The sequence below is a fragment of the Catellatospora sp. NPDC049609 genome, assembly GCF_040675365.1.
Taxonomy (GTDB): Bacteria; Actinomycetota; Actinomycetes; order Mycobacteriales; family Micromonosporaceae; genus Catellatospora.
Genome location: NZ_JBFAOU010000019.1, coordinates 55,105 through 74,438 on the forward strand (window position 1 = coordinate 55,105; position 19,334 = coordinate 74,438).

General features: G+C 68.2%; 11 protein-coding genes and 2 tRNA genes. 8 read left to right on the forward strand and 5 right to left on the reverse strand.

All coding sequences use genetic code 11. From position 1 onward, the window contains the following. The first annotated feature begins 78 nt into the window (after window positions 1-78). Window positions 79-4,062 carry a LamG-like jellyroll fold domain-containing protein gene (locus tag AB0J67_RS08540; protein ID WP_363478102.1) on the forward strand — a complete coding sequence of 1,328 codons (3,984 nt, stop codon included), beginning with the start codon at window positions 79-81 and terminating at the stop codon, window positions 4,060-4,062. Window positions 4,063-4,798: 736 nt separating this feature from the next. Continuing rightward, on the forward strand, window positions 4,799-10,405 hold the full coding sequence (locus tag AB0J67_RS08545) for an RHS repeat-associated core domain-containing protein (RefSeq protein WP_363478105.1): 5,607 nt from the start codon (window positions 4,799-4,801) through the stop codon (window positions 10,403-10,405). A 26-nt stretch (window positions 10,406-10,431) separates the two neighbouring features. On the opposite strand, the gene AB0J67_RS08550 is transcribed toward AB0J67_RS08545, so the two are convergent. Next, the gene (locus AB0J67_RS08550; RefSeq protein WP_363478108.1) at window positions 10,432-10,959 is read right to left on the reverse strand and encodes a hypothetical protein; all 528 of its coding nucleotides are present in this window, start codon (window positions 10,957-10,959) and stop codon (window positions 10,432-10,434) included. 613 nt (window positions 10,960-11,572) lie between these two features. Here AB0J67_RS08550 and AB0J67_RS08555 point away from each other — a divergent pair. Then, complete coding sequence (locus tag AB0J67_RS08555) at window positions 11,573-12,001, forward strand: hypothetical protein (RefSeq protein WP_363478111.1); 429 nt, start codon at window positions 11,573-11,575, stop codon at window positions 11,999-12,001. 140 nt (window positions 12,002-12,141) lie between these two features. Here AB0J67_RS08555 and AB0J67_RS08560 read toward each other — a convergent pair. The 3 genes from AB0J67_RS08560 to AB0J67_RS08570 form a co-directional block, all read right to left on the reverse strand. Beyond that, window positions 12,142-12,215 (reverse strand) — tRNA-Gly (locus tag AB0J67_RS08560). A gap of 60 nt (window positions 12,216-12,275) precedes the next feature. Continuing rightward, window positions 12,276-12,349 (reverse strand) — tRNA-Pro (locus tag AB0J67_RS08565). Between the two features lie 279 nt (window positions 12,350-12,628). Beyond that, window positions 12,629-12,934 carry a hypothetical protein gene (locus AB0J67_RS08570; protein WP_363478114.1) on the reverse strand — a complete coding sequence of 102 codons (306 nt, stop codon included), beginning with the start codon at window positions 12,932-12,934 and terminating at the stop codon, window positions 12,629-12,631. Window positions 12,935-13,181: 247 nt separating this feature from the next. Here AB0J67_RS08570 and tig point away from each other — a divergent pair, with 247 nt between their 5' ends. The 4 genes from tig to clpX all read left to right on the forward strand — a co-directional run bounded on the left by tig (window position 13,182) and on the right by clpX (window position 17,480). Then, window positions 13,182-14,549: a trigger factor gene (gene tig, locus AB0J67_RS08575; protein ID WP_363478117.1), complete on the forward strand. Its 1,368-nt coding sequence runs from the start codon at window positions 13,182-13,184 to the stop codon at window positions 14,547-14,549. Window positions 14,550-14,707: 158 nt separating this feature from the next. Beyond that, complete coding sequence (locus AB0J67_RS08580) at window positions 14,708-15,319, forward strand: ATP-dependent Clp protease proteolytic subunit (protein WP_363478120.1); 612 nt, start codon at window positions 14,708-14,710, stop codon at window positions 15,317-15,319. Window positions 15,320-15,331: 12 nt separating this feature from the next. Next, window positions 15,332-15,985: an ATP-dependent Clp protease proteolytic subunit gene (locus AB0J67_RS08585; protein ID WP_363478123.1), complete on the forward strand. Its 654-nt coding sequence runs from the start codon at window positions 15,332-15,334 to the stop codon at window positions 15,983-15,985. Between the two features lie 199 nt (window positions 15,986-16,184). Next, entirely contained in the window at window positions 16,185-17,480 is a 1,296-nt protein-coding gene (gene clpX / locus AB0J67_RS08590; RefSeq protein WP_363478126.1) for an ATP-dependent Clp protease ATP-binding subunit ClpX, read from the forward strand. A gap of 182 nt (window positions 17,481-17,662) precedes the next feature. Here the strand turns inward: clpX and AB0J67_RS08595 are convergent, their stop codons facing one another. Beyond that, complete coding sequence (locus tag AB0J67_RS08595) at window positions 17,663-18,346, reverse strand: helix-turn-helix domain-containing protein (RefSeq protein WP_363478129.1); 684 nt, start codon at window positions 18,344-18,346, stop codon at window positions 17,663-17,665. Between the two features lie 41 nt (window positions 18,347-18,387). On the opposite strand from AB0J67_RS08595, the gene AB0J67_RS08600 reads away from it, so the two are divergent. Next, the gene (locus AB0J67_RS08600) at window positions 18,388-19,236 is read left to right on the forward strand and encodes an EamA family transporter (RefSeq protein WP_363478132.1); all 849 of its coding nucleotides are present in this window, start codon (window positions 18,388-18,390) and stop codon (window positions 19,234-19,236) included. Window positions 19,237-19,334 lie beyond the last annotated feature (98 nt).

Here is a 19,334-nt window from a genome sequence, read left to right on the forward strand (position 1 = left end):
AAGAGCGCGGCAAGGTGCCCCTGATCCACTGCGCGGATGTTCCGAAGCCCACTCAAGATCTTTTTAGCGGCAGCGTTGTTGCCGGTCGTCGCGGTGCCGGCGGCACCCGCGGCGGCGGGTCCGGCGTGTACCGACACTGCTCCGTCGCCGACCGCGGCGGCGACGGCGGCAGCGCTGTGCCAGACGCCGGTCGAGGACGTCTCGGCTCGCACCGAGACGCGCCGGATTTTCGCCAACCCCGACGGCACCGGCACGGTGGAGGAGTTCGCCCACCCGCAGCGGGTGCGTCGCGCGGACGGTGCCTGGGCGGCGCTGGACGCCACGCTCGTGGCGAACCCCGACGGCACTCTCTCCCCTCGTGCTTCCACGGTGGAGATGACGCTGTCCGGCGGTGGCGCGGGCTCGCTGGTCAAGGCCCGCCGCGGTAGCGGTGCCGCGACCCTGAGCTGGCAGGGCACGCTGCCCGCCCCCTCCGTCGACGGCGCGAAGGCCACCTACGCCGAGGTGCTGCCGGGAGTGGACCTAGTGGTGACGGCGCAGGACACCGGCTTCAGCGAGGTGCTGGTCGTCAAGGACCGCACGGCGGCGCGCAACCCGGCGCTGCGCAAGTTCGCGTTCGACGCTGCGGTCAGCGGAGACGACCTGCACGTCGGCAAGCCGATGATGTGGGACGCGAACGGCCGCCACGCGCCGATGGGCATGGCTCGGCAGAGCGGTCGCATCGAGCTGACCCCGGACGCGACGCTGCTGACCGATCCCACCGCGACCTTCCCCATGCACCTGGACCCGACGATCGGGTACAGCGCCTGGACGATGATCAACAGTACGGCCACGACGCAGGAGTACTGGTCCTACGACAAGAACGACTGCCCCACCGATCCCAGCACCGGCAACGAGTACAGCACCGAGTGCGCCAAGGTGGGCAACATCTACCCGGACAGCAACACGATGGACTACCGGTCCATGTTCCGGTTCCCGACGTCGGGCTTCAAGGGCAAGCAGATCGTGGCCGCGAAGCTGACCATCGATCTGCTGTGGTCCGCGGCCACCGCGAACAGCACGACCGAGCTGCGCGCGGTGGGCGCGTTCAGCTCCGCCACCAACTGGAGCAACCACGCCTCGACGTGGAGCGGGTCGAACACCGCCACGGTCTCCAACGCCAACTGGGGTGGGGCGCGCAAGCTCACCGAATTCAGCGGCTCGTTGGCCACCGCGCTGCAGACGGTGGCCAACGGCACCGCGACCGAGACGAACTGGGGGCTGAAGGCGGCCGACGAGACCAGTGACAGCGGGTGGAAGAAGTTCGACGCCAAGACCGCGAAGCTGGTGGTCACCACCAACACGGTCCCCGTGGCGCCCTCGCAGCTGACGGTGGACGGCAAGGCCTGCGTGACGGGCGACGACCGGCCCTTCGTCAAGACCTCCACCCCGGCGCTGCGCGCGGGTGTGCAGGACGGCGACGGCAACTCGCTGACCGCGTCGTTCCACTGGGCCCGCATCCGCTACGACGACGTGAGCTACGCGCCGTCGTCGACGGTGTCGCAGTCCAGTGTCCCGTCCGGGACCACCGCGCTGGTGAACCTGCCCGCAGGTGTCCTCGAAGGCTCCGACACGATGGTCGGGACGGGGGACTGGGACAACGACGGCTTCCCCGACGTGCTCGCGGTGGACGGCGTCGGCGATCTCTACCTGCTGCCCGGCAGCAGTGGCGGCGCCCGCACCGCCAGGACCCAGATCGGCCACGGTTTCAGCGGCTACACCATCGCCGGCATGGCCGACTGGAACGACGACGGCAAGCAGGACTTCCTCGCGCGCGAGAACGCCACCGGCATCCTGTGGGAATACCCGGGCAACGGCACCCGCACCGGGCACGGCACCCGCGTCCAGCGGGGGACCGGCTGGAACCCGTACGCCATCGCCGGCCTCGCCGACTGGGACCGCGACGGCGACCAGGACATCATCGCCCGGGACGGCGCCGGCGTGATGTGGCTCTACCCCAGCGGCTCCTCATCCGCGAAGGTCCAGCTCGGCTCAGGCTGGAGCACCAGCGGGGTCACCTATGCCGGCTCCATCGACTGGGACAAGGACACCAAGCCTGATCTGATCATCTACGACGCGGCCGGCCTGATGTGGATCTACCCCGGCAGCGGTGCGCGATCCCCGTACGGCACCCGTGTCCAGATCGGCGGGGGTTGGACCGGATACCAGACCCTGGTGAGCCGGGACGTCAACGGCGACGGCAACCCCGACATCGTGGCCAAGCAGCCCAACACCTCGGTGTGGGTGGCCTATCCGGGCACCGGCACCCGCGCGGTCCCGGGCACGCGCTGGACCATCGCCACCACAGGTGTCTCCGACGGCACCAGGTACGCGTTCCGGGCCACCGCGTCGGACGCCAATGCCACCAGCTCGGCGTCGGGCTGGTGCGAGTTCGAGATCGACACCACGAAGCCCGCCATGCCGACGGTGACGGCGGACGTCTACCGGGAAGGGACCGACGTCTGCGCAGGCGGGCCGTGCGGCTCGGTGGGTAAGACGGGTCGCTTCACGTTCGCCAGCTCCTCGGACACGCAGATGTTCAAGTGGGGCTGGTCGAACCCGCCGGGCACCGAGATCACGCCGGGCACGCTCGGCGGCAGCGTCTCCGTCGACTGGACCCCGACCTCCGGCGGGCCGAGGACGATGTACGTGACCGCGATCGACCGGGCCGGCAACGAGGAGACCAAGGCCTACCAGTTCGTGGTGAAGGCCGAGTCGCCCGCCGTCGCGCGCTGGAAGCTGAACGACCCGGCCGAGTCGGTCACGGTGGCCGACGATTCGGGCAACGGCCGGACGGCGACGGTCAACGGCGCCACGCTGGGCCAGCCGGGACGCGTGCTGGGCGGCGAGACGGTGGCGACCTTCGACGGGGTCGACGACAGCATCAGCCGTGCCGACTTCCTGGACACCAGCAAGAGCTTCTCCGGTGCGATCTGGGCCAGGCTCGACGCGAAGGGATCCGCGAACCGGAGCCTCGTGGCGCAGAAGGGTGCCAACCACCCGGCCTTCAACGTGATGTGGGACCGGAGCCTGGACCGCTGGTCGGTGCAGCTGGCGTCCAACGACAACACCGCGGATCCGCTGCCCACCTGGAAGAGCGCGGTCTCGACCGCGGCACCGCAGCTCGGCTTGTGGACGCATCTGGCCTGGTCCTTCGACTCCGCGTCGCTCGAACTGCGGCTCTACGTGGACGGTGTGCTCCAGGACACCGAGACCGGCGCGCGGGCGTTCAACCCGTCGAACCCGATCAGGATCGGTGACGGTGGCGCCAATGCGTGGTCCGGAGCCGCCAGTGACCTGCAGCTCTGGGATCGGGTGGTCTTCCAGGCCGAGATCGACAAGCTGGTGGATCCGACGATCCTGACCAGCGGCAGCCTGGTGGGCAAGTGGGACTTCGAGGAGGTCGGGTTCGGGCCCTCGTACGACGCCTCGGGCTACTTCCACGATCTCGACTTCTACGGTGGCACGCAGGTTCCGCCGGCCGGTGCCGGCCACACGGGCACCGGGCTGCGGCTGGACGGAGTCGACGACTATGTCGCCACCGCCGGCCAGGTGCTGCACACGGATCAGTCCTTCACGGTGTCCGTGTGGGCGCGTCCCTCGTCCCTGACGGCTGCCTACCAGGTGTTCCTGGCGCAGCAGAGCGACGGGACCTATCCGGGATTCCTGCTCTACTGGTCGACCGACAGCGGTGGCCAGTGGAAGTTCCGGATGAACGCCTCGGCCACCGACAACACCCAGAACACCTACGCGACGGCCGCTGCTCCCAATCCCACCACGGCCTACCACCACCTGGTGGGTGTGGTCGATGCGCAGAAGCGGGAGATGAGGCTGTACGTCGACGGGACGCTGGCGATGACGTCGCCGCTGCACGCCGGTTGGGTGCCATGGGACTCCACCGGACCGCTCCTGATCGGACGCGGGCACACCGTCAACGGCGACCCGAACAACTGGTATGCCGGCGACGTCGATGAAGTCCGCCTCTACCAGGGCGTCGTCACCGACCTCACGAAGATCTCCTGATTCCGTTTCGTTCAGCCCGCAGCGCTCGGCAGCTTCCGAGCACTGCGGGCTGACCAGGTTCACCCCCGGAGAGCTCAGCTCCGGGGTTCCGCTCCGCGACTCACGCTTATGACCATCCACGGAGGAGTGAACTGCTGTGTCATATCGTCATCGCTCGTTAGCCATCGGGGTCGGTGCAGCCATCCTGGCGACCATCCTGCATGCGCCGCCGGCTTCGGCGGCGCCCTACAAACCCGGCAAGCCGCAGCAGGAGCAGGTGGTGGCCGGCCACACGGTCAAGCCCGCGGCCCTCACGACGCGGTCGACCGGCCGGCCGTTCCGGGCTGCCGCCCCGGTGTGGCCCGGCCGGTCGACTGTGGACGTCGTCATGCCCACGGCTGAGGCACGCAGGCTGGGTGACGCCGGTGCGGTCCCCGCGCCGGGGCTGCCGGTGTCGGTCGATGCCGGAGCGCTCTCCGGGGTGCGGGTGCAGTCCTTCGACCGGGCGCAGACGGCCGCGGCCGGCGTGCAGGGCCTGCTGCTGCGGGTGTCCAGCACGGACCGGGCGCGGCGCAGCGGCCGGGCCGCGGTCACGATCGACTACACGGGGTTCCGCCACGCGTACGGCGGCGACTGGTCTTCCCGCCTGCAGCTGCTGGTCCTGCCCGAGTGCGCGCTGACCACGCCGGGCCTGCGCGCGTGTCAGGGAACCGTCGTCCCGTCCACGAACGATGCCGGGGCCGGCACCGTGACCGCCATGGTCGACGTGACCGCCCAGTCGACGGTGACGGTGCCGACTCGCGGCACGCTGGCCGGGGACGAGCCGGTGCGGTCGAGCCTGGCCGGCGGCACCCTGATGGCGCTGGCCGCCGCCCCGGCGGGCTCGGCGGGCGACTACAAGGCCACCTCCCTGTCGCCGTCGGCGACCTGGAACGCCGGCGGGAACACCGGTGACTTCTCCTGGTCCTACGCGCTGCGGGTGCCCCCCGCGGTCGGTGGTCCGGCGCCCTCCATCGCGCTGAACTACTCCTCGTCCAGCGTGGACGGGAAGATGGTGTCGGCCAACAGCCAGCCGTCGTGGGTCGGTGAGGGATTCGACTGGCATCCCGGCTTCGTCGAGCGGCGATACAACACCTGTTCCGAGGACATGGGCTCCGGCGCCAACAACACGGAGAAGACCGGTGACCAGTGCTGGGACACCGACAACGCCACCATCTCGATGCCCGGTCACGCGGGTGAGCTCATCAAGGGCAGCGGCAACCGCTGGCACCTGCGCAGCGACGACGGCACGCTCGTCGAGCGCCGGACCGGCGGACCCAGCGGTGACAACGACGGCGAGTGGTGGGTGGCCACCACGACCGACGGCACGCAGTACTGGTTCGGCGGCCGGGCGGGATCGAACGCGACGCTGCTTACCACGGTCTTCGGCAACCACAGCGGTGAGCCGTGCCGCGAGACGGCCTTCGCGGACTCGCACTGCGTCCAGGGCTACCGCTGGCAGCTGGACCACGTGGTCGACCCGCACGGCAACACCATGTCGTTCACGTACGCCAAGGAGACCAACAAGTACGGCCGTAACAACAAGGCTGAGGACGACACGCAGTATGACCGGGCCGGCTATCTGACGAAGATCGAGTACGGGACACGTACCGGGTCGACAGGCAGCGCCCCCATGCAGGTGTTGTTCACGGTCGCCGATCGTTGTCTGGCCGACTGCACGAACGACGCCAACTGGCCGGATGTGCCGATGGACCAGGAGTGCACCGCCGGCACGTGCGGGTTGACGCAGAAGTCGCCGAGCTTCTGGACGAAGAAGCGTCTGAGCTCGGTCAAGACGCAGGTGTGGGACGGGACGGCCTACCGGGATGTGGAGTCGTTCACGCTGACCCACTCTTTCCCGGATCCCACTGACAGTGTGCCTGCGGCATTGTGGCTGGCCGGCATCTCCCACACCGGGCACATCGGCACCACGACGACCGTCCCGGACGTCACGTTCGTGGGTCAGGTGCTGACCAACCGGGTCGACACCAACAGCGACCAGTATCCCGCGATGAACCGCTTCCGGATCAAGACCATCAACTCGGAGGCCGGCGGGAAGCTGGATGTGACCTATTCGGCGCCGGACTGCGTCAAGGGCACCCGGATGCCGGATCAGAACAATCTGCACGACAACGTCTATCGCTGCTATCCGGTGAAGTGGACCCCGTCCGGGCACTCCACGCCGATCAACGACTTCTTCCACAAGTATCTGGTGACGGATGTGGTGGAGGCAGACAAGTTCGGATCGTCCACCCGCGCGATCACGCACTATGACTACGTCGGCGACCCGGCATGGCACTACACCGACGAAGACGGGATGACCAAGAAGGCCAACAAGACCTGGTCGGTGTGGCGCGGTTATGCGACCGTGCGCACCGTGAAGGGCGATCCCGGTGAGCAGACCATGGAGGAGCGTCGCTACTTCCGCGGCATGCACGGGGACAAGCTGCCCTCGGGCACGCGGACGGTGACACTGCCCGCGATCACGGTCGGCAACATCCCGGCGATCCAGGACGAGGATGTCTACGCCGGGCAGGTTCGGGAGACGATCACCTTCGACGGGCCGACCGGAGGTGAGGTCAAAGCGGCGGTGTCTGAGCCGTGGCAGTCGGCGCCGACCGCGACCCGGGTCCTGGACGGCACGACGGTGCACGCTCGGTTCGGTGGCACCAAGGCCACCCACAATCGGACCGCCTTGGACAAGGGCCGAGGGTTCCGCACCACCTCTCAGACGACCGTCTTCGACGGTTATGGCATGCCGGTCGAGACCGAGGAGCGGGGCACCCCTGCCACCGGTGACGAGAAGTGCACGCTGACCAGTTATGTCCGTAATACCACGTTGTGGATTGTCGACAAGACGTCGCGGGTGCAGACGTTCGCTGTCGACTGTGCGACGGCCAAGGCGGGTGGGCTCACCGAAAAAGAGGTGATCGCGGACGCCAAGACCTCGTATGACGGCAATGCGTGGAGTACCGGTGAGGGCACCACCGTGCCGAGTAAGGGCTCGGTGACCAAATCGGAGGAGTTGACGGCCTACACCTCCGGGACGCCCACCTATCAGACGGTGCGGACCGCCACCTATGACAGCCATGGTCGAATCCTGGAGTCGGTGGACATCCGCGGGGCGAAGACCACCACGGCGTATACGCCGGCGACCGGGGGCCCGCTGACCGCGACCACCGAGACCAGCCATCTGGGCTGGGTCAAGTCGACCACGTTCGAGCCGGCCTGGAACCTGCCGGTGGTCACGACGGATGCCAACGGCCGCAAGATCGAGTTGGCCTATGACGGGCTGGGCCGGTTGACGTCGGTGTGGCTGGCAGGTCGGGACCGGGCGACGCAGACGGCGAACATCGTCTACGAATACCTGATCCGCAACAACGCCCACACCGTGGTTACCACGAAGCGACTCAACCCGGCCGGCGACTATGTGACGTCCTACCTGTTGCATGACAGCCTGCTTCGGCTACGGCAGACCCAGGAGGCCAATGGAACGGGCGGCGCTGGAGCGGTGATCGCCGATACGTTCTACGACTCCGCCGGCAGGGTTTACAAGAACTACAGCTCGTATGTGGCCCCGGTGGCCCCCGGCACCGCACTGTTCCAGCCCACCGGCAACATTCCGTCGCTCGACGTGAAGCGGTTCGATGGCGCGGGTCGGGAGATCGCTCAGATCCACAAGGTGAACGGGTCCCCGGCCAGCGAGAGTGGCACGGAGAAGTGGCGCACCACCACGGCATATGGCGGTGACCGCACCGACGTCACCCCGCCGGCAGGCGGCATGGTCACCTCGACGGTCACCGACGCGTTCGGCAACACCACCGAGTACCGCGTATACCAGCCGGGCTTCGCGGCAGGCAGCGACACCGGGTTCGACAAGACCACCTACGAGTTCGACCGCAAGGATCACCTGGTCAAGGTGTTCGACGCGGAGGGCAACAAGTGGGAGTACGAGTACGACCTGGCCGGCCGACAGACCAAGAGCATCGACCCGGACAAGGGCACGACGACGACGGTCTTCAACGCCTACGGTGACATCGAGTCGACGACTGACGCCGAGCTCCGGAAGATCGCCTACACCTACGACGCGGTCGGCCGCAAGACGACGATGCGGGACGGTTCGACGACCGGCCCGAAGCGCGCCGAGTGGATCTACGACAAGCTGAGCAACGGCACTGATGTCTTCGGTCAGCTGGTCAAGACCATCCGATACGTGGGCACCGACGAGTACATCAAGGAGCACGTCGGCTACACGATCGACTACAAGCCGACGAGCACCAAGCACACCATCCCGACCGCCGAGACGGGCCTCAACGGCTCATATTCCTACGTCTACACCTACAACCCCGACGGATCGGTCGCGACGACCCGGCTCCCGGCCATGGGCGATCTGGTGGCGGAGCAGCTCACCCGCGGCTACAACAGCCTCGGCAAGCCGACCACGCTCAACACCAGCATCGGTGCCACCACCTACGTGACGAACCTGCTCGACGGCACGCCCGGCACCCAGTACACCAGCTTCGGTGAGCTGGCCGCGATCCACCTGCGGCACAACAGCGGCAGCATGGTGGACATCGTCCGGGACTACCAGACCGACACCCGGCGGCTGGCGCAGATCTGGACCACCCGGCAGACCGCCCCGACCGCGGTGGCCGATCAGCGCTTCTCCTACGACCCGAACGGCAACGTCACCAAGATCTCCGACCTGACCGCCGGCGACCACCAGTGCTTCACCACCGACCACCTGCGTCAGCTCAAGGACGCCTGGACGCCCGCCAACGGCGACTGCAACCCGGCGCCGACCGCGGCGGCGCTGGGCGGGCCGGCCAAGTACTGGAACACCTACTCCTACGACAAGCTCGGCAACCGCACCCAGCTGGTGCAGCACGCGACCGCCACCGGAGACCGGACCACCACCTACACCATCCCGGCCGGCAAACACCAGCTGACCGGCACGTCCACGGAGGACAGCGGCGGTAAGAAGACCGGCGCGTACACCTACGACGCGTCCGGGAACATGCTCACCCGGCCCACCCCCACCGCCGGCACCCAGACCATGACCTGGGACGCCGAGGGGCACCTGGCCACCAGCCAGGACTCGACCGGCACGACCTCGTTCATCTACGACGTGGACGGCAACCGGCTCATCCGCGAGGACCCGACCGGCAAGACGCTCTACCTGCCAGGTCAGGAACTGCGGTACACCACCAACGGCGGGACGAAGAAGTGCACCCGCTACTACACCCACGCCGACCAGACCATCGCCATGCGCACGTCAGCGGGCATCACCTGGCTCGGCGGCGACCATCACGGGACCGCGCAGATCTCCGTCAACGCGGTCGGGCAGGCAGTGTCGATCCGGCGGGAAACCCCGTTCGGTGAGCTCCGGCAAACCACCGGCACCTGGCCCACGGCGATGGACAAGGGGTTCGTCGGTGGCACCAAGGACAACACGGGCCTGACGCATCTGGGCGCCCGCGAGTATGACCCGCTCATCGGCAGATTCATCTCCGTCGACCCGGTGATCGACATCAAGGATCCGCAGCAGATGAACGGCTACAACTACGCCAACAACGCTCCGATGACGGCCAGTGACGCGACGGGGTTGTGGCCCGATTTTCTGGACAAGGCCGTCAAGAACGTCACGAACAATGTCGCAGGAATCGTCAATGACGCGAAGAAGGCAGTGACGACCGGCGTTGGCGAGGTCGGCAAATGGGTCTACAACAATTCAGGTGCCATCTCGGCGGTGCTGGGAGTGGCTGCGATTGTCTGCCTGGTGCCACCACTGACAGCCGCGGCCCCGTTCCTCGGCGCGGCTTCTGCGGCATTCGGTGCCATCGACACCTACAAGTCATGTAGCGAGGGCGCTGCCCTCGACTGCGGGCTCGGCATAGCCGGCATGATTCCCGGTGGTCGGGCGGTCGTTGGAGGCATCAAGGGTATTCGAGCCGCGACGAAGGGCCTCGACGCGGCGGAGGAGGCGTACGACGCGGCGAAGAAACTCCGTGGCGCGTACCGGGCGACCAAGGCCGAATTGAAGGACCTGCGACGGGAGATGAAGGACGCGGGGCGAGAGCTCAACGACGCCTGGGGCGGTCTCAAGTCGACGGTCACGCCCTGGACGAGGCCATGGCGCCCGGATGTGTTCGACGCCGTGGACATCGGCTGGGAGGGTTACAAGCTGGCGGCGAACGACGATTATGAGAACGGATACAAGAATATGACCATGCACAGCAGGGCGACCCTGAAGCCCACGTTCAACAAGAACTTCGGCGGTACCTTCAACTTCGCGAAGCTGCTGCGGCTGGAGAAGATGCTGTAGTTCCTCCCGGAAAGGGGCGGCGCTGTCTAGCGCCGCCCCTTTTTCTTGTTTCGCCTGTCGATCCTGGTGGGCCGTGTTGCGGGTTGGCGTGAGGCTCTGGGCCCGAACCACCACCACGGCAGGTAGAAGACCGCGCCGAGCGCGACGACTCCGAAGCCTGTCCAAAATACCCACGAAGAGCCCGACTCGTGTGCGGTCGTGCTGGCCGGACCACTGACGCGAGCTGGGACCGCATCCGACGGTCGATCTTCAAAGAAGTTGTCGAAGGCGATGCGGTCGATCATTACCGAACCGTCGACCGAACGAAATGTTCCTGTGCAGTCCCAGCCGATCTGGCCCCCTTGCCGGCCGAGCTCAGGCTCGCACTCGGTGATCGTCACGGTGCCGGCTATGCCACCCAACGTCGCGCGAAGGCCGTCGACGCCGATGCTCAGACTCCAGACGGACAAGCCCAGAAAGAACCCGCACAAGGCGATCGGCACGATGTTGAGCCAGCCCATTTCACGAGCTTCTTGCGCGCGCACTCGCAATGCCGCCTTGATCGTCTGACGCATCGGTCGAGGGTAGCAGCCTTATTCGTACCGCCGACACGGTGAACAGTATCCATGCCTTCGGGTGGGAGTGGGCTCGATCAGACCCTCTGGCTTTGGGATGATGTGACCGCTTCTGCCCAGTGCCGCGACCTGCTCGACCGGTTCGTCATGGGCGGCGACGCCAAACGTTGCCGAGGCACATGACGCTGGCTGAGAAGGTCATCTTCGATTCCTGCAAGGCCTGGTTCGGCTGCGCGGACAACGCCGGCCATACATTTTGTGGAAGAAGAACTGGGGAGCGGGCACCAACTGCTTGATGGCCAGGGAGTCCGTGGCACCGGTGGCGAGCCCGGCAGCTCACCTACCAGGAACGCAAGATGGCAGCGCTGATGTGATGGATGCCGTGGAAGCACCCGCCGACGGACGGCCGCTGCGAGACCTCGGCCGGTTCGCCGTGGATCTCCTGGCCGTACCCATATCGGCGCCTTTCTCAACCGTGGGCGGGAGGAGAGCCGGCACACCACGGCACCGGAGGTCAGAGCCATCGCCCTGCATCGGCATGGATGTCGACGCGGGGCCTTCCGATGGTCATCCGGGTGCACTCCGGTGCCGCCTGCCTGCGATGCTGGCATCCATGACCCAGATCCGGACCGCGGTCGTGGTGGGCCTGTTCTCGGCGAAGGTGCGTGACCATCAGGCTCGGCTCGACGCTCTGGAGGCTCGGCTCGGTGCGCTGGGCGTGCGGGTCCAGGCACGGTTCGTCCAGCGCAGGGGTGTCTCCGACGGCGGGGTCCGGTTGCTGGACTCCCCGCTGTCGCGTCGCTTCCTCATCGGTCGCGGAAAGCTGGCTCAGGTGGCCGCGGCGTGTGACGCCGTCGATGTCGACGCGGTCGTCTTCGTCAACGAGCTCTCCGCGTACCAGCGTCGATGGTTGTCGGCCCGGCTCGGTCGTCCCGTCCTGACGCCGACCGACCTCGACCGGCGCGAGGGCGCCCTGACCGTGGACCGGCCACGTCGCCAGGCAGGTGGGAGGCTCGCCGGAGTCCGCCGCCGTGGTCGGTGATCGCTGTTTCGGGTCAGGACGTGCAGTGAGACCGCAGATCCTGACCGGAAACAGCGATCATGCCCCCCACGGCAGCGATCATGCGCGCCACAGCAGAAGGCCCAGACCGGGGACACCGTCCCTGACCTGGGCCTTTCTGTTGGAGCGGGCGACGAGAATCGAACTCGCGTAGTCAGTTTGGAAGACTGAAGCTCTACCATTGAGCTACGCCCGCGTGGCCACGAGTCTAGCGGCTGGGTCGGCTCACCCGAAACCGAGGTCGCACCGTGGCTCGTCGGGGTGGCCGGATTCGAACCGACGGCCCCTCGCTCCCAAAGCGAGTGCGCTACCAAGCTGCGCTACACCCCGTTGCGCCGATGGTGGCGGCGCCCTCGGAAGTGTATGCGGTCTGCGCACCCGGCCGCACACCCATATAGCCGTGTCCCATTCTGAAGCTTTTTCGTTATTTGCACCATGCCGCCCCCTCTGTGGGCCTACGGTGTACCCAGGGACGGGGAGACGATTCGCCCCTCGTCCTCTGGCACAGGTGGCCCGCCGGGGTCGTTCGTCCGAGCCGGTGGGCCGCCTGGGCCGGGGCGCGGGGTCGGCGCGGCGATGGGCCGGAACCCCCGGTGGGGCTTTGTTCGATCAGGCGGATGGGGCTCCACCGGGCTGCGTGGCCTCGTCGGTGTAGGCGAGATGCGCGTTCGCCGGGGTGAGCAGCTCCGGCTTGATTCTGCGGTGCAGCCACACGGTGAGCGCCAGGGTCAGCAGGGCGAAGAAGGCGGCGGCGGCCCAGGCGGGGCCGCGCTCGCCGGCGGGTGCGGCCAGTGTGGCGAGATCGCCGAGCGGCACACCGGAAACCGGGAGTCGCGGTGTCGGCAGGCCTGCCCATGAGCGGGCCGGGTCGTTGAGCACGGCAGCGAGCAGGGTCGCGGTTTCGATCGGTGGCACGGTGGGTCTCCTCCCGGAACTACCCGCCCAGTTTGTCGGCTTTGCTGGATATTATGGGTTTGCCGCGCCTGCGATGTGTGACATCCGCCGATAACGGCCGCCCGATGCGGGAGGCCATCCGGGTATTCGCCTACACTCGACCGGGCTCCGTGTCCGCGTGTCGGACCGGCCTCATGACGCGGCGTGGCCGCGCAGTACAGTGCGTAGGCCCCGTCAAAACGACCGAAAGATCCCAAGGAGTACGCCAGTGAAGAGCACCGTCGAGACTCTGAGCCCGACGCGAGTGCGGCTCGCCATCGAGGTGCCGTTCGCCGAGCTCGAGCCGAGCCTGAAGAAGGCGTACCGGGAGATCGCGGCGCAGGTGAACATCCCCGGCTTCCGCAAGGGCAAGATCCCGGCTCAGGTCATCGACCAGCGCGTGGGCCGTGGCGCCGTGCTGCAGGAGGCGATCGAGGAGGCCATCCCGCAGCAGATCTTCGCCGCGGTGCGCGAGCACGAGGTCAAGCTGCTGGGCCGTCCCGCCGTCGACAACCTCGAGTTCGAGGACGGCAAGCCGCTGAAGTTCACCGCGGACGTCGACGTGCGCCCGGAGATCACCCTGCCCGAGCTGAGCGCGATCAAGGTCGAGGTCGACCCGCTGGCCATCTCGGACGCCGAGATCGACGAGCAGGTGGACGGGCTGCGCCAGCGCTTCGCCACCCTGAAGACCGTCGAGCGCGCCGCCGCCACCGGTGACTACGTGCAGCTCGACCTGGTCGCGACCGTCGACGGCAACGAGGTCGAGGGCGGCACCGCCAGCAACATCTCGCACGAGGTGGGCTCCGGCCAGCTGCTCAAGGGCCTGGACGAGGCCGTCGTCGGCCTGTCCGCCGGCGAGACCGCGACCTTCACCAGCCAGCTCGTGGGCGGCGAGTTCGCCGGCCGCGACGCCGAGGTGAACGTGACCGTGCGCACGGTCAAGGAGAAGGAGCTCCCCGAGCTCGACGACGAGTTCGCCGGCCTGGCCAGCGAGTTCGACACCCTGGAGGAGCTGCGCGACGACCTGCGCCAGCGGATCACCCGGGTGAAGAAGGTCGAGCAGCTGTACGCGGCCCGCGACAAGGCCCTCGCCGAGCTGGTGAAGCAGGCGAACGTGCCGGCGCCGGAGGGCGTCGTCGCCGACGAGGTCGAGCAGCGCAAGGCGGCCATGGTCGAGCAGCTCGAGCGGATGGGCGCCTCCCTGGAGGAGTACCTCGCCGCTGAGGACAAGACCGACGAGCAGATCACCACCGAGCTGGCCGACGCGGCCGCCGAGGGTGTCAAGATCCAGCTCGTCCTCGACACCATCGCCGAGGCCGAGGACGTGCAGGTCACCGACGACGAGTACGGTCACGAGATCGTGCACCGCGCCCAGCGGGCCGGCGTCGCGCCGCAGGCGTACTACGACCGGCTGGTCCAGAACGGCGCCGCCGCGGCCGTCTACGGCGACGTGCGCCGGGGCAAGGCGCTGGCGCTGGTCATGGAGCGGGTCGTGATGACCGACACCGACGGCGAGGTGCTTACCCTGGACTCGCTGCGCGAGGGCGACGGCCACGAGGGCCACGACCACGGTGACCACGAGGGTCACGACCACTGACATGAGCATCGCGAAGGACCCGTTCACCACCGTGGGCGGGTCCTTCGCCGTTCGCCCTCCGGGCGTCGTGCGCTGACAGCGAACACGCGGATCTCGGGGAAGCTGCCGTCACTGGCAGCGGTTAGGGTCGCTGTAGGACAACGAGAAAGGCTGCCGATATGAGCGAGCTGCACGTTCCAACTGCGCGGGGTTCCGATCCGATCGCCGGCGGCCTCGACGATTCTGTGTACAACCGCCTGCTCAAGGAGCGCATCGTCTTCCTGGGCAGTGACGTCAACACCCAGGTCGCCAACCGGATCTGCGCGCAGCTGCTGCTGCTGTCGGCCGAGGACCCGGACCGCGACATCTACCTCTACATCAACTCGCCCGGCGGCTCCGTGTACGACGGCATGGCGATCTACGACACCATGCAGTACATCAAGAACGATGTGGCGACGATCGCGCTGGGCATGGCGGCCTCGATGGGGCAGATGCTGCTGTGCGCCGGCGCCAAGGGCAAGCGGTCGGCGCTGCCGCACGCGCGGATCATGATGCACCAGGCCTCCGGCGGCATCGGCGGCACCGCGGCCGACATCGCCATCCAGGCCGAGCAGATGATCTACACGAAGAAGCTCATGATCGATCTGATCGCTCAGCACACCGGCCAGCCGGTGGAGCAGATCGAGGCCGACAGCGACCGCGACCGCTGGTTCAACGCCGAGGCGGCCCGGGAGTACGGCTTCATCGACCACGTGATCACCGCGGCGCAGGCCGTGCCGGTCGGGAACTGAAGGAGCGCAACGATGTTTCCACGCATGACGCCGGGCTTCGCCGAGGTCAGCAACCGCTACATCATCCCGTCGTTCATCGAGCGCACGTCGTACGGGACCAAGGAGACCAACCCGTACAACAAGATGTTCGAGGACCGCATCATCTTCCTGGGCGTCCAGGTCGACGACGCGTCCGCCAACGACGTGATGGCGCAGCTGCTGGTGCTGGAGGCGGCCGACCCCGACCGTGACATCACCATGTACATCAACTCGCCCGGTGGCTCGTTCACGGCGATGACCGCGATCTACGACACCATGCAGTTCGTGCGCCCGGACATCCAGACGGTGTGCCTGGGTCAGGCGGCCAGCGCCGCGGCCGTGCTGCTGGCGGCGGGCACCCCGGGCAAGCGCCTGGCGCTGCCGAACTCGCGGATCATCATCCACCAGCCGGCCACCGAGGGCGGCTACGGTCAGGGTTCCGACATCGAGATCCAGGCCCGCGAGATCATGCGGATGCGCACCCAGCTGGAGGAGATGCTCGCGCGTCACTCGGGCCGGGAGCAGGCGCAGGTCAAGAAGGACATCGACCGCGACAAGATCCTGACGGCGCCCGAGGCGCTCGAATACGGCCTGGTCGACTCCGTCATGACCAGCCGCAAGAAGAGCCTGCTGGCCGGCGCGCGCTGAACCGGTGCGGTGCCGTTCACTCCAACAGGTGGACGGCACCGCCGCACTGTCACAGCCGCGTGTCAGAATCAGCGGTGTGGTCGGCGGGGTGGGGCCGTCGCAAACCGGCTCACAACAGGTAACGTCAAGGCAGAACCGAAGTCCGCACCCGCGTGTGCGGCGCGGCGTTCGTCCGCTTCAGGGGCAGGGGGAGTCGTAGGTGGCACGGATCGACGGCGGCGACCTGCTGAAATGCTCTTTCTGTGGCAAGTCGCAGCGCCAGGTGAAGAAGCTCATCGCCGGGCCGGGCGTCTACATCTGCGATGAGTGCATCGACCTGTGCAACGAGATCATCGAGGAGGAGCTCGCCGGCGAGGAGCAGGTCCGCTGGGAAGAGCTCCCCAAGCCGATGGAGATCTGCCAGTTCCTCGACTCTTACGTGGTGGGCCAGGACGGCGCGAAGAAGGCCCTCGCGGTCGCGGTCTACAACCACTACAAGCGGCTGCAGGCCGACGCGGCGCACAGCCGGGGCGGCGAGTCCGTCGAGGTGGCCAAGAGCAACATCCTGCTGATCGGCCCGACGGGCACCGGCAAGACGCACCTCGCGCAGACCCTGGCCCGCATGCTGAACGTCCCGTTCGCCATTGCCGACGCGACCGCGCTGACCGAGGCCGGCTACGTGGGTGAGGATGTGGAGAACATCCTCCTCAAGCTCATTCAGGCCGCCGACTGGGACATCAAGCGCGCCGAGACCGGCATCGTCTACATCGACGAGATCGACAAGATCGCCCGCAAGTCCGACAGCCCGTCCATCACCCGTGACGTCTCCGGTGAGGGCGTGCAGCAGGCGCTGCTGAAGATCCTGGAGGGCACCCGGGCCAACGTCCCGCCGCAGGGCGGGCGCAAGCACCCGCACCAGGACTTCGTCGAGATCGACACCACGAACATCCTGTTCATCTGCGGCGGCGCCTTCGCCGGGCTGGAGCAGATCATCGAGCAGCGCACCGCGCGCTCGGGCCTGGGCTTCGGTGCGCACCTGCGCGCGGTCACCGACCACCGCGTCAGCGACGAGACGCTGGCCAAGGTGATGCCGGAGGACATGCTGAAGTTCGGCATCATCCCCGAGTTCATCGGCCGGCTGCCGGTCATCACCACCGTGCGCAGCCTCGACCGCGAGGCGCTCGTCAAGATCCTGACCGAGCCCCGCAACGCCCTGGTGAAGCAGTACCAGCGCCTGTTCGAGCTCGACAACGTGGTGCTGGAGTTCGAGGAGGAGGCCCTGGAGGCCATCGCCGACCAGGCCATGCTGCGCAACACCGGCGCCCGCGGCCTGCGGGCGATCATGGAAGAGGTCCTGCTCTCCGTGATGTACGAGGTGCCCAGCGACCCCAACGCCGAGCGGGTGCTGATCACCCGGGACACCGTGCTGGAGAAGGTCTACCCGACCATCGTCCCGCGCCGTGATCTCGGCACCGGCCGCCGGGCGCGGCACCACCGCGAGGAGAAGACCGCCTGACCACCGCGAAAGCGCCGTCCCGTCCGGGGCGGCGCTTTCGTCGTGTACGCCGCAGCGCCGGATGGGCCCCTCAAGGCCGGACGAGCACTCAGCGCCGGGTGGCCACTCACCGCCGGACGGGCAGTCAGCGCTAGGCGAGCGCTCGGCGCCGGGTGGGCACTCAACGCTGAGCGGGCAGTCAGTCAGCGCTTGGCGATAGCCGGCCCGCGGCGGCGGTCGAACTCGCCGGGCGGCATCGCCACCACCATCACCAGCCGCGTCGGCCCGTCCAGCTCGTTGCGGTAGGTGTGGGCCCGATCGGCCCGGAAGTCCAGTGTCTGCCCGACCTCGACCGGGTGGTCGACGCCGTCGACGGTCACCACGATCTGCCCGATCAGCACGTGCACCATGGTGCGGGTGCCGGGCAGCAGCTCCTCGGCCTCGTAGCGCTCCTGCGGGGCGAACCGCCAGTCCCACAGCTCGACGAAGTCCGGGTCGCTGAGACCGCGCAGCATGCGGCCCGAGCCGCCCCGACCGCCGCGCCACAGCACGGGCGCGGCGTCGATCTCGCTGAGGTGCACGGAACGGTCGGCGGCCGGCTGCAGCAGGCGGGCCACGGTCACCCCGAACGCGTCCGCGATGCGGGCGAGCGTGCCGACGCTGGGGTTGGTGCGGCAGCCCTCGATCTGCACCAGCATGCCCTTGCTGACGCCCGACCGGCCGGACAGCTCGTCCAGCGACCAGCCGCGACCGGCCCGCAGGGCGCGTACGTGCAGCGCGACCGCTGCGTTGATCTCGTCGAGGGGCAGGTGCCGGGGCCGGGGCGCGCGTGGACCGGGGTCGGCCTGGTCGGCCGATCGGGTCCGTTCGATCGTCGTATCGGTCAACAGACTGTCCTTTGCGGTCAATACCGTGATACGAACACGTCGTGATCTCAGTTCTGCTCGCCGGCACGTCCGCCCTGGTCTGGGGCACCGCCGACTTCTGCGGCGGCAAGGCCGTGCAGGGTGCCGCGAGCGTGCGAGGCCATTCCTTCTCGGTCACCGTGGTGTCACAGCTGTACGCGATACCGATGATCGCAGCTTTTCTGCTGCTGATCCCGGGACGGCTCGGCGTGTCGGCGCTGGGCTGGGGAGCGGCCGCAGGGATTGCCGGACTTTTCGGGATTGTCCTCCTCTACCAGGGGCTCGCGAGCGGCGCGATGGCCGTCGTGGCCCCCGTCGCCGCGGTCACCTCCGCCCTCGTGCCGCTCACCGGCGGTCTGCTGCTCGGCGAGCGGCCCGGCCCCGCCCCGCTCATCGGCGCCGCCTGCGCCGTGGCCGCCATCGCCCTGGTCAGCCTCAGCCCCGCCGAGGGCGCGGGCGCGGTGGGCCCGCGCGTCATCGGGTTGGCGCTCGCCGCGGGCGCGCTGTTCGGGGTGTTCTTCCTCCTGCTGGCACAGGCGGGGGAGGGGGCCGGCATGTGGCCGCTGGCCTGCGCCCGGCTCGCCTCGATCCCGGTCGGCCTGCTCCTGCTCCGGCGGATCGGCGGCACGCTGCGCCTGCGCGGCAACGTGCTTGCGCTCACCGCGGTCGCGGGCTGCCTCGACATCGCCGCCAACGGCCTCTACCTGCTCGCCGCGCACCAGGGCCAGCTCAGCATCGTCGCACCGATCGCGTCGCTCTACCCGGCGAGCACGGTGCTGCTCGCGCTCGCCGTCAACAAGGAGCGCCTGCGGCCCGTGCAGTTCGCGGGCCTCGGCCTGGCCGCGACGGCCCTGGTGCTCGCCGCGGTGTGACCGGTCCGCCCGTACCTCCTCCACCCGGATCGAACCTCCGACCGCGCTGTTGAACGACCTGGCGTCGGGGCAGCCCATGGCGGGTTCGACGGCGCCGG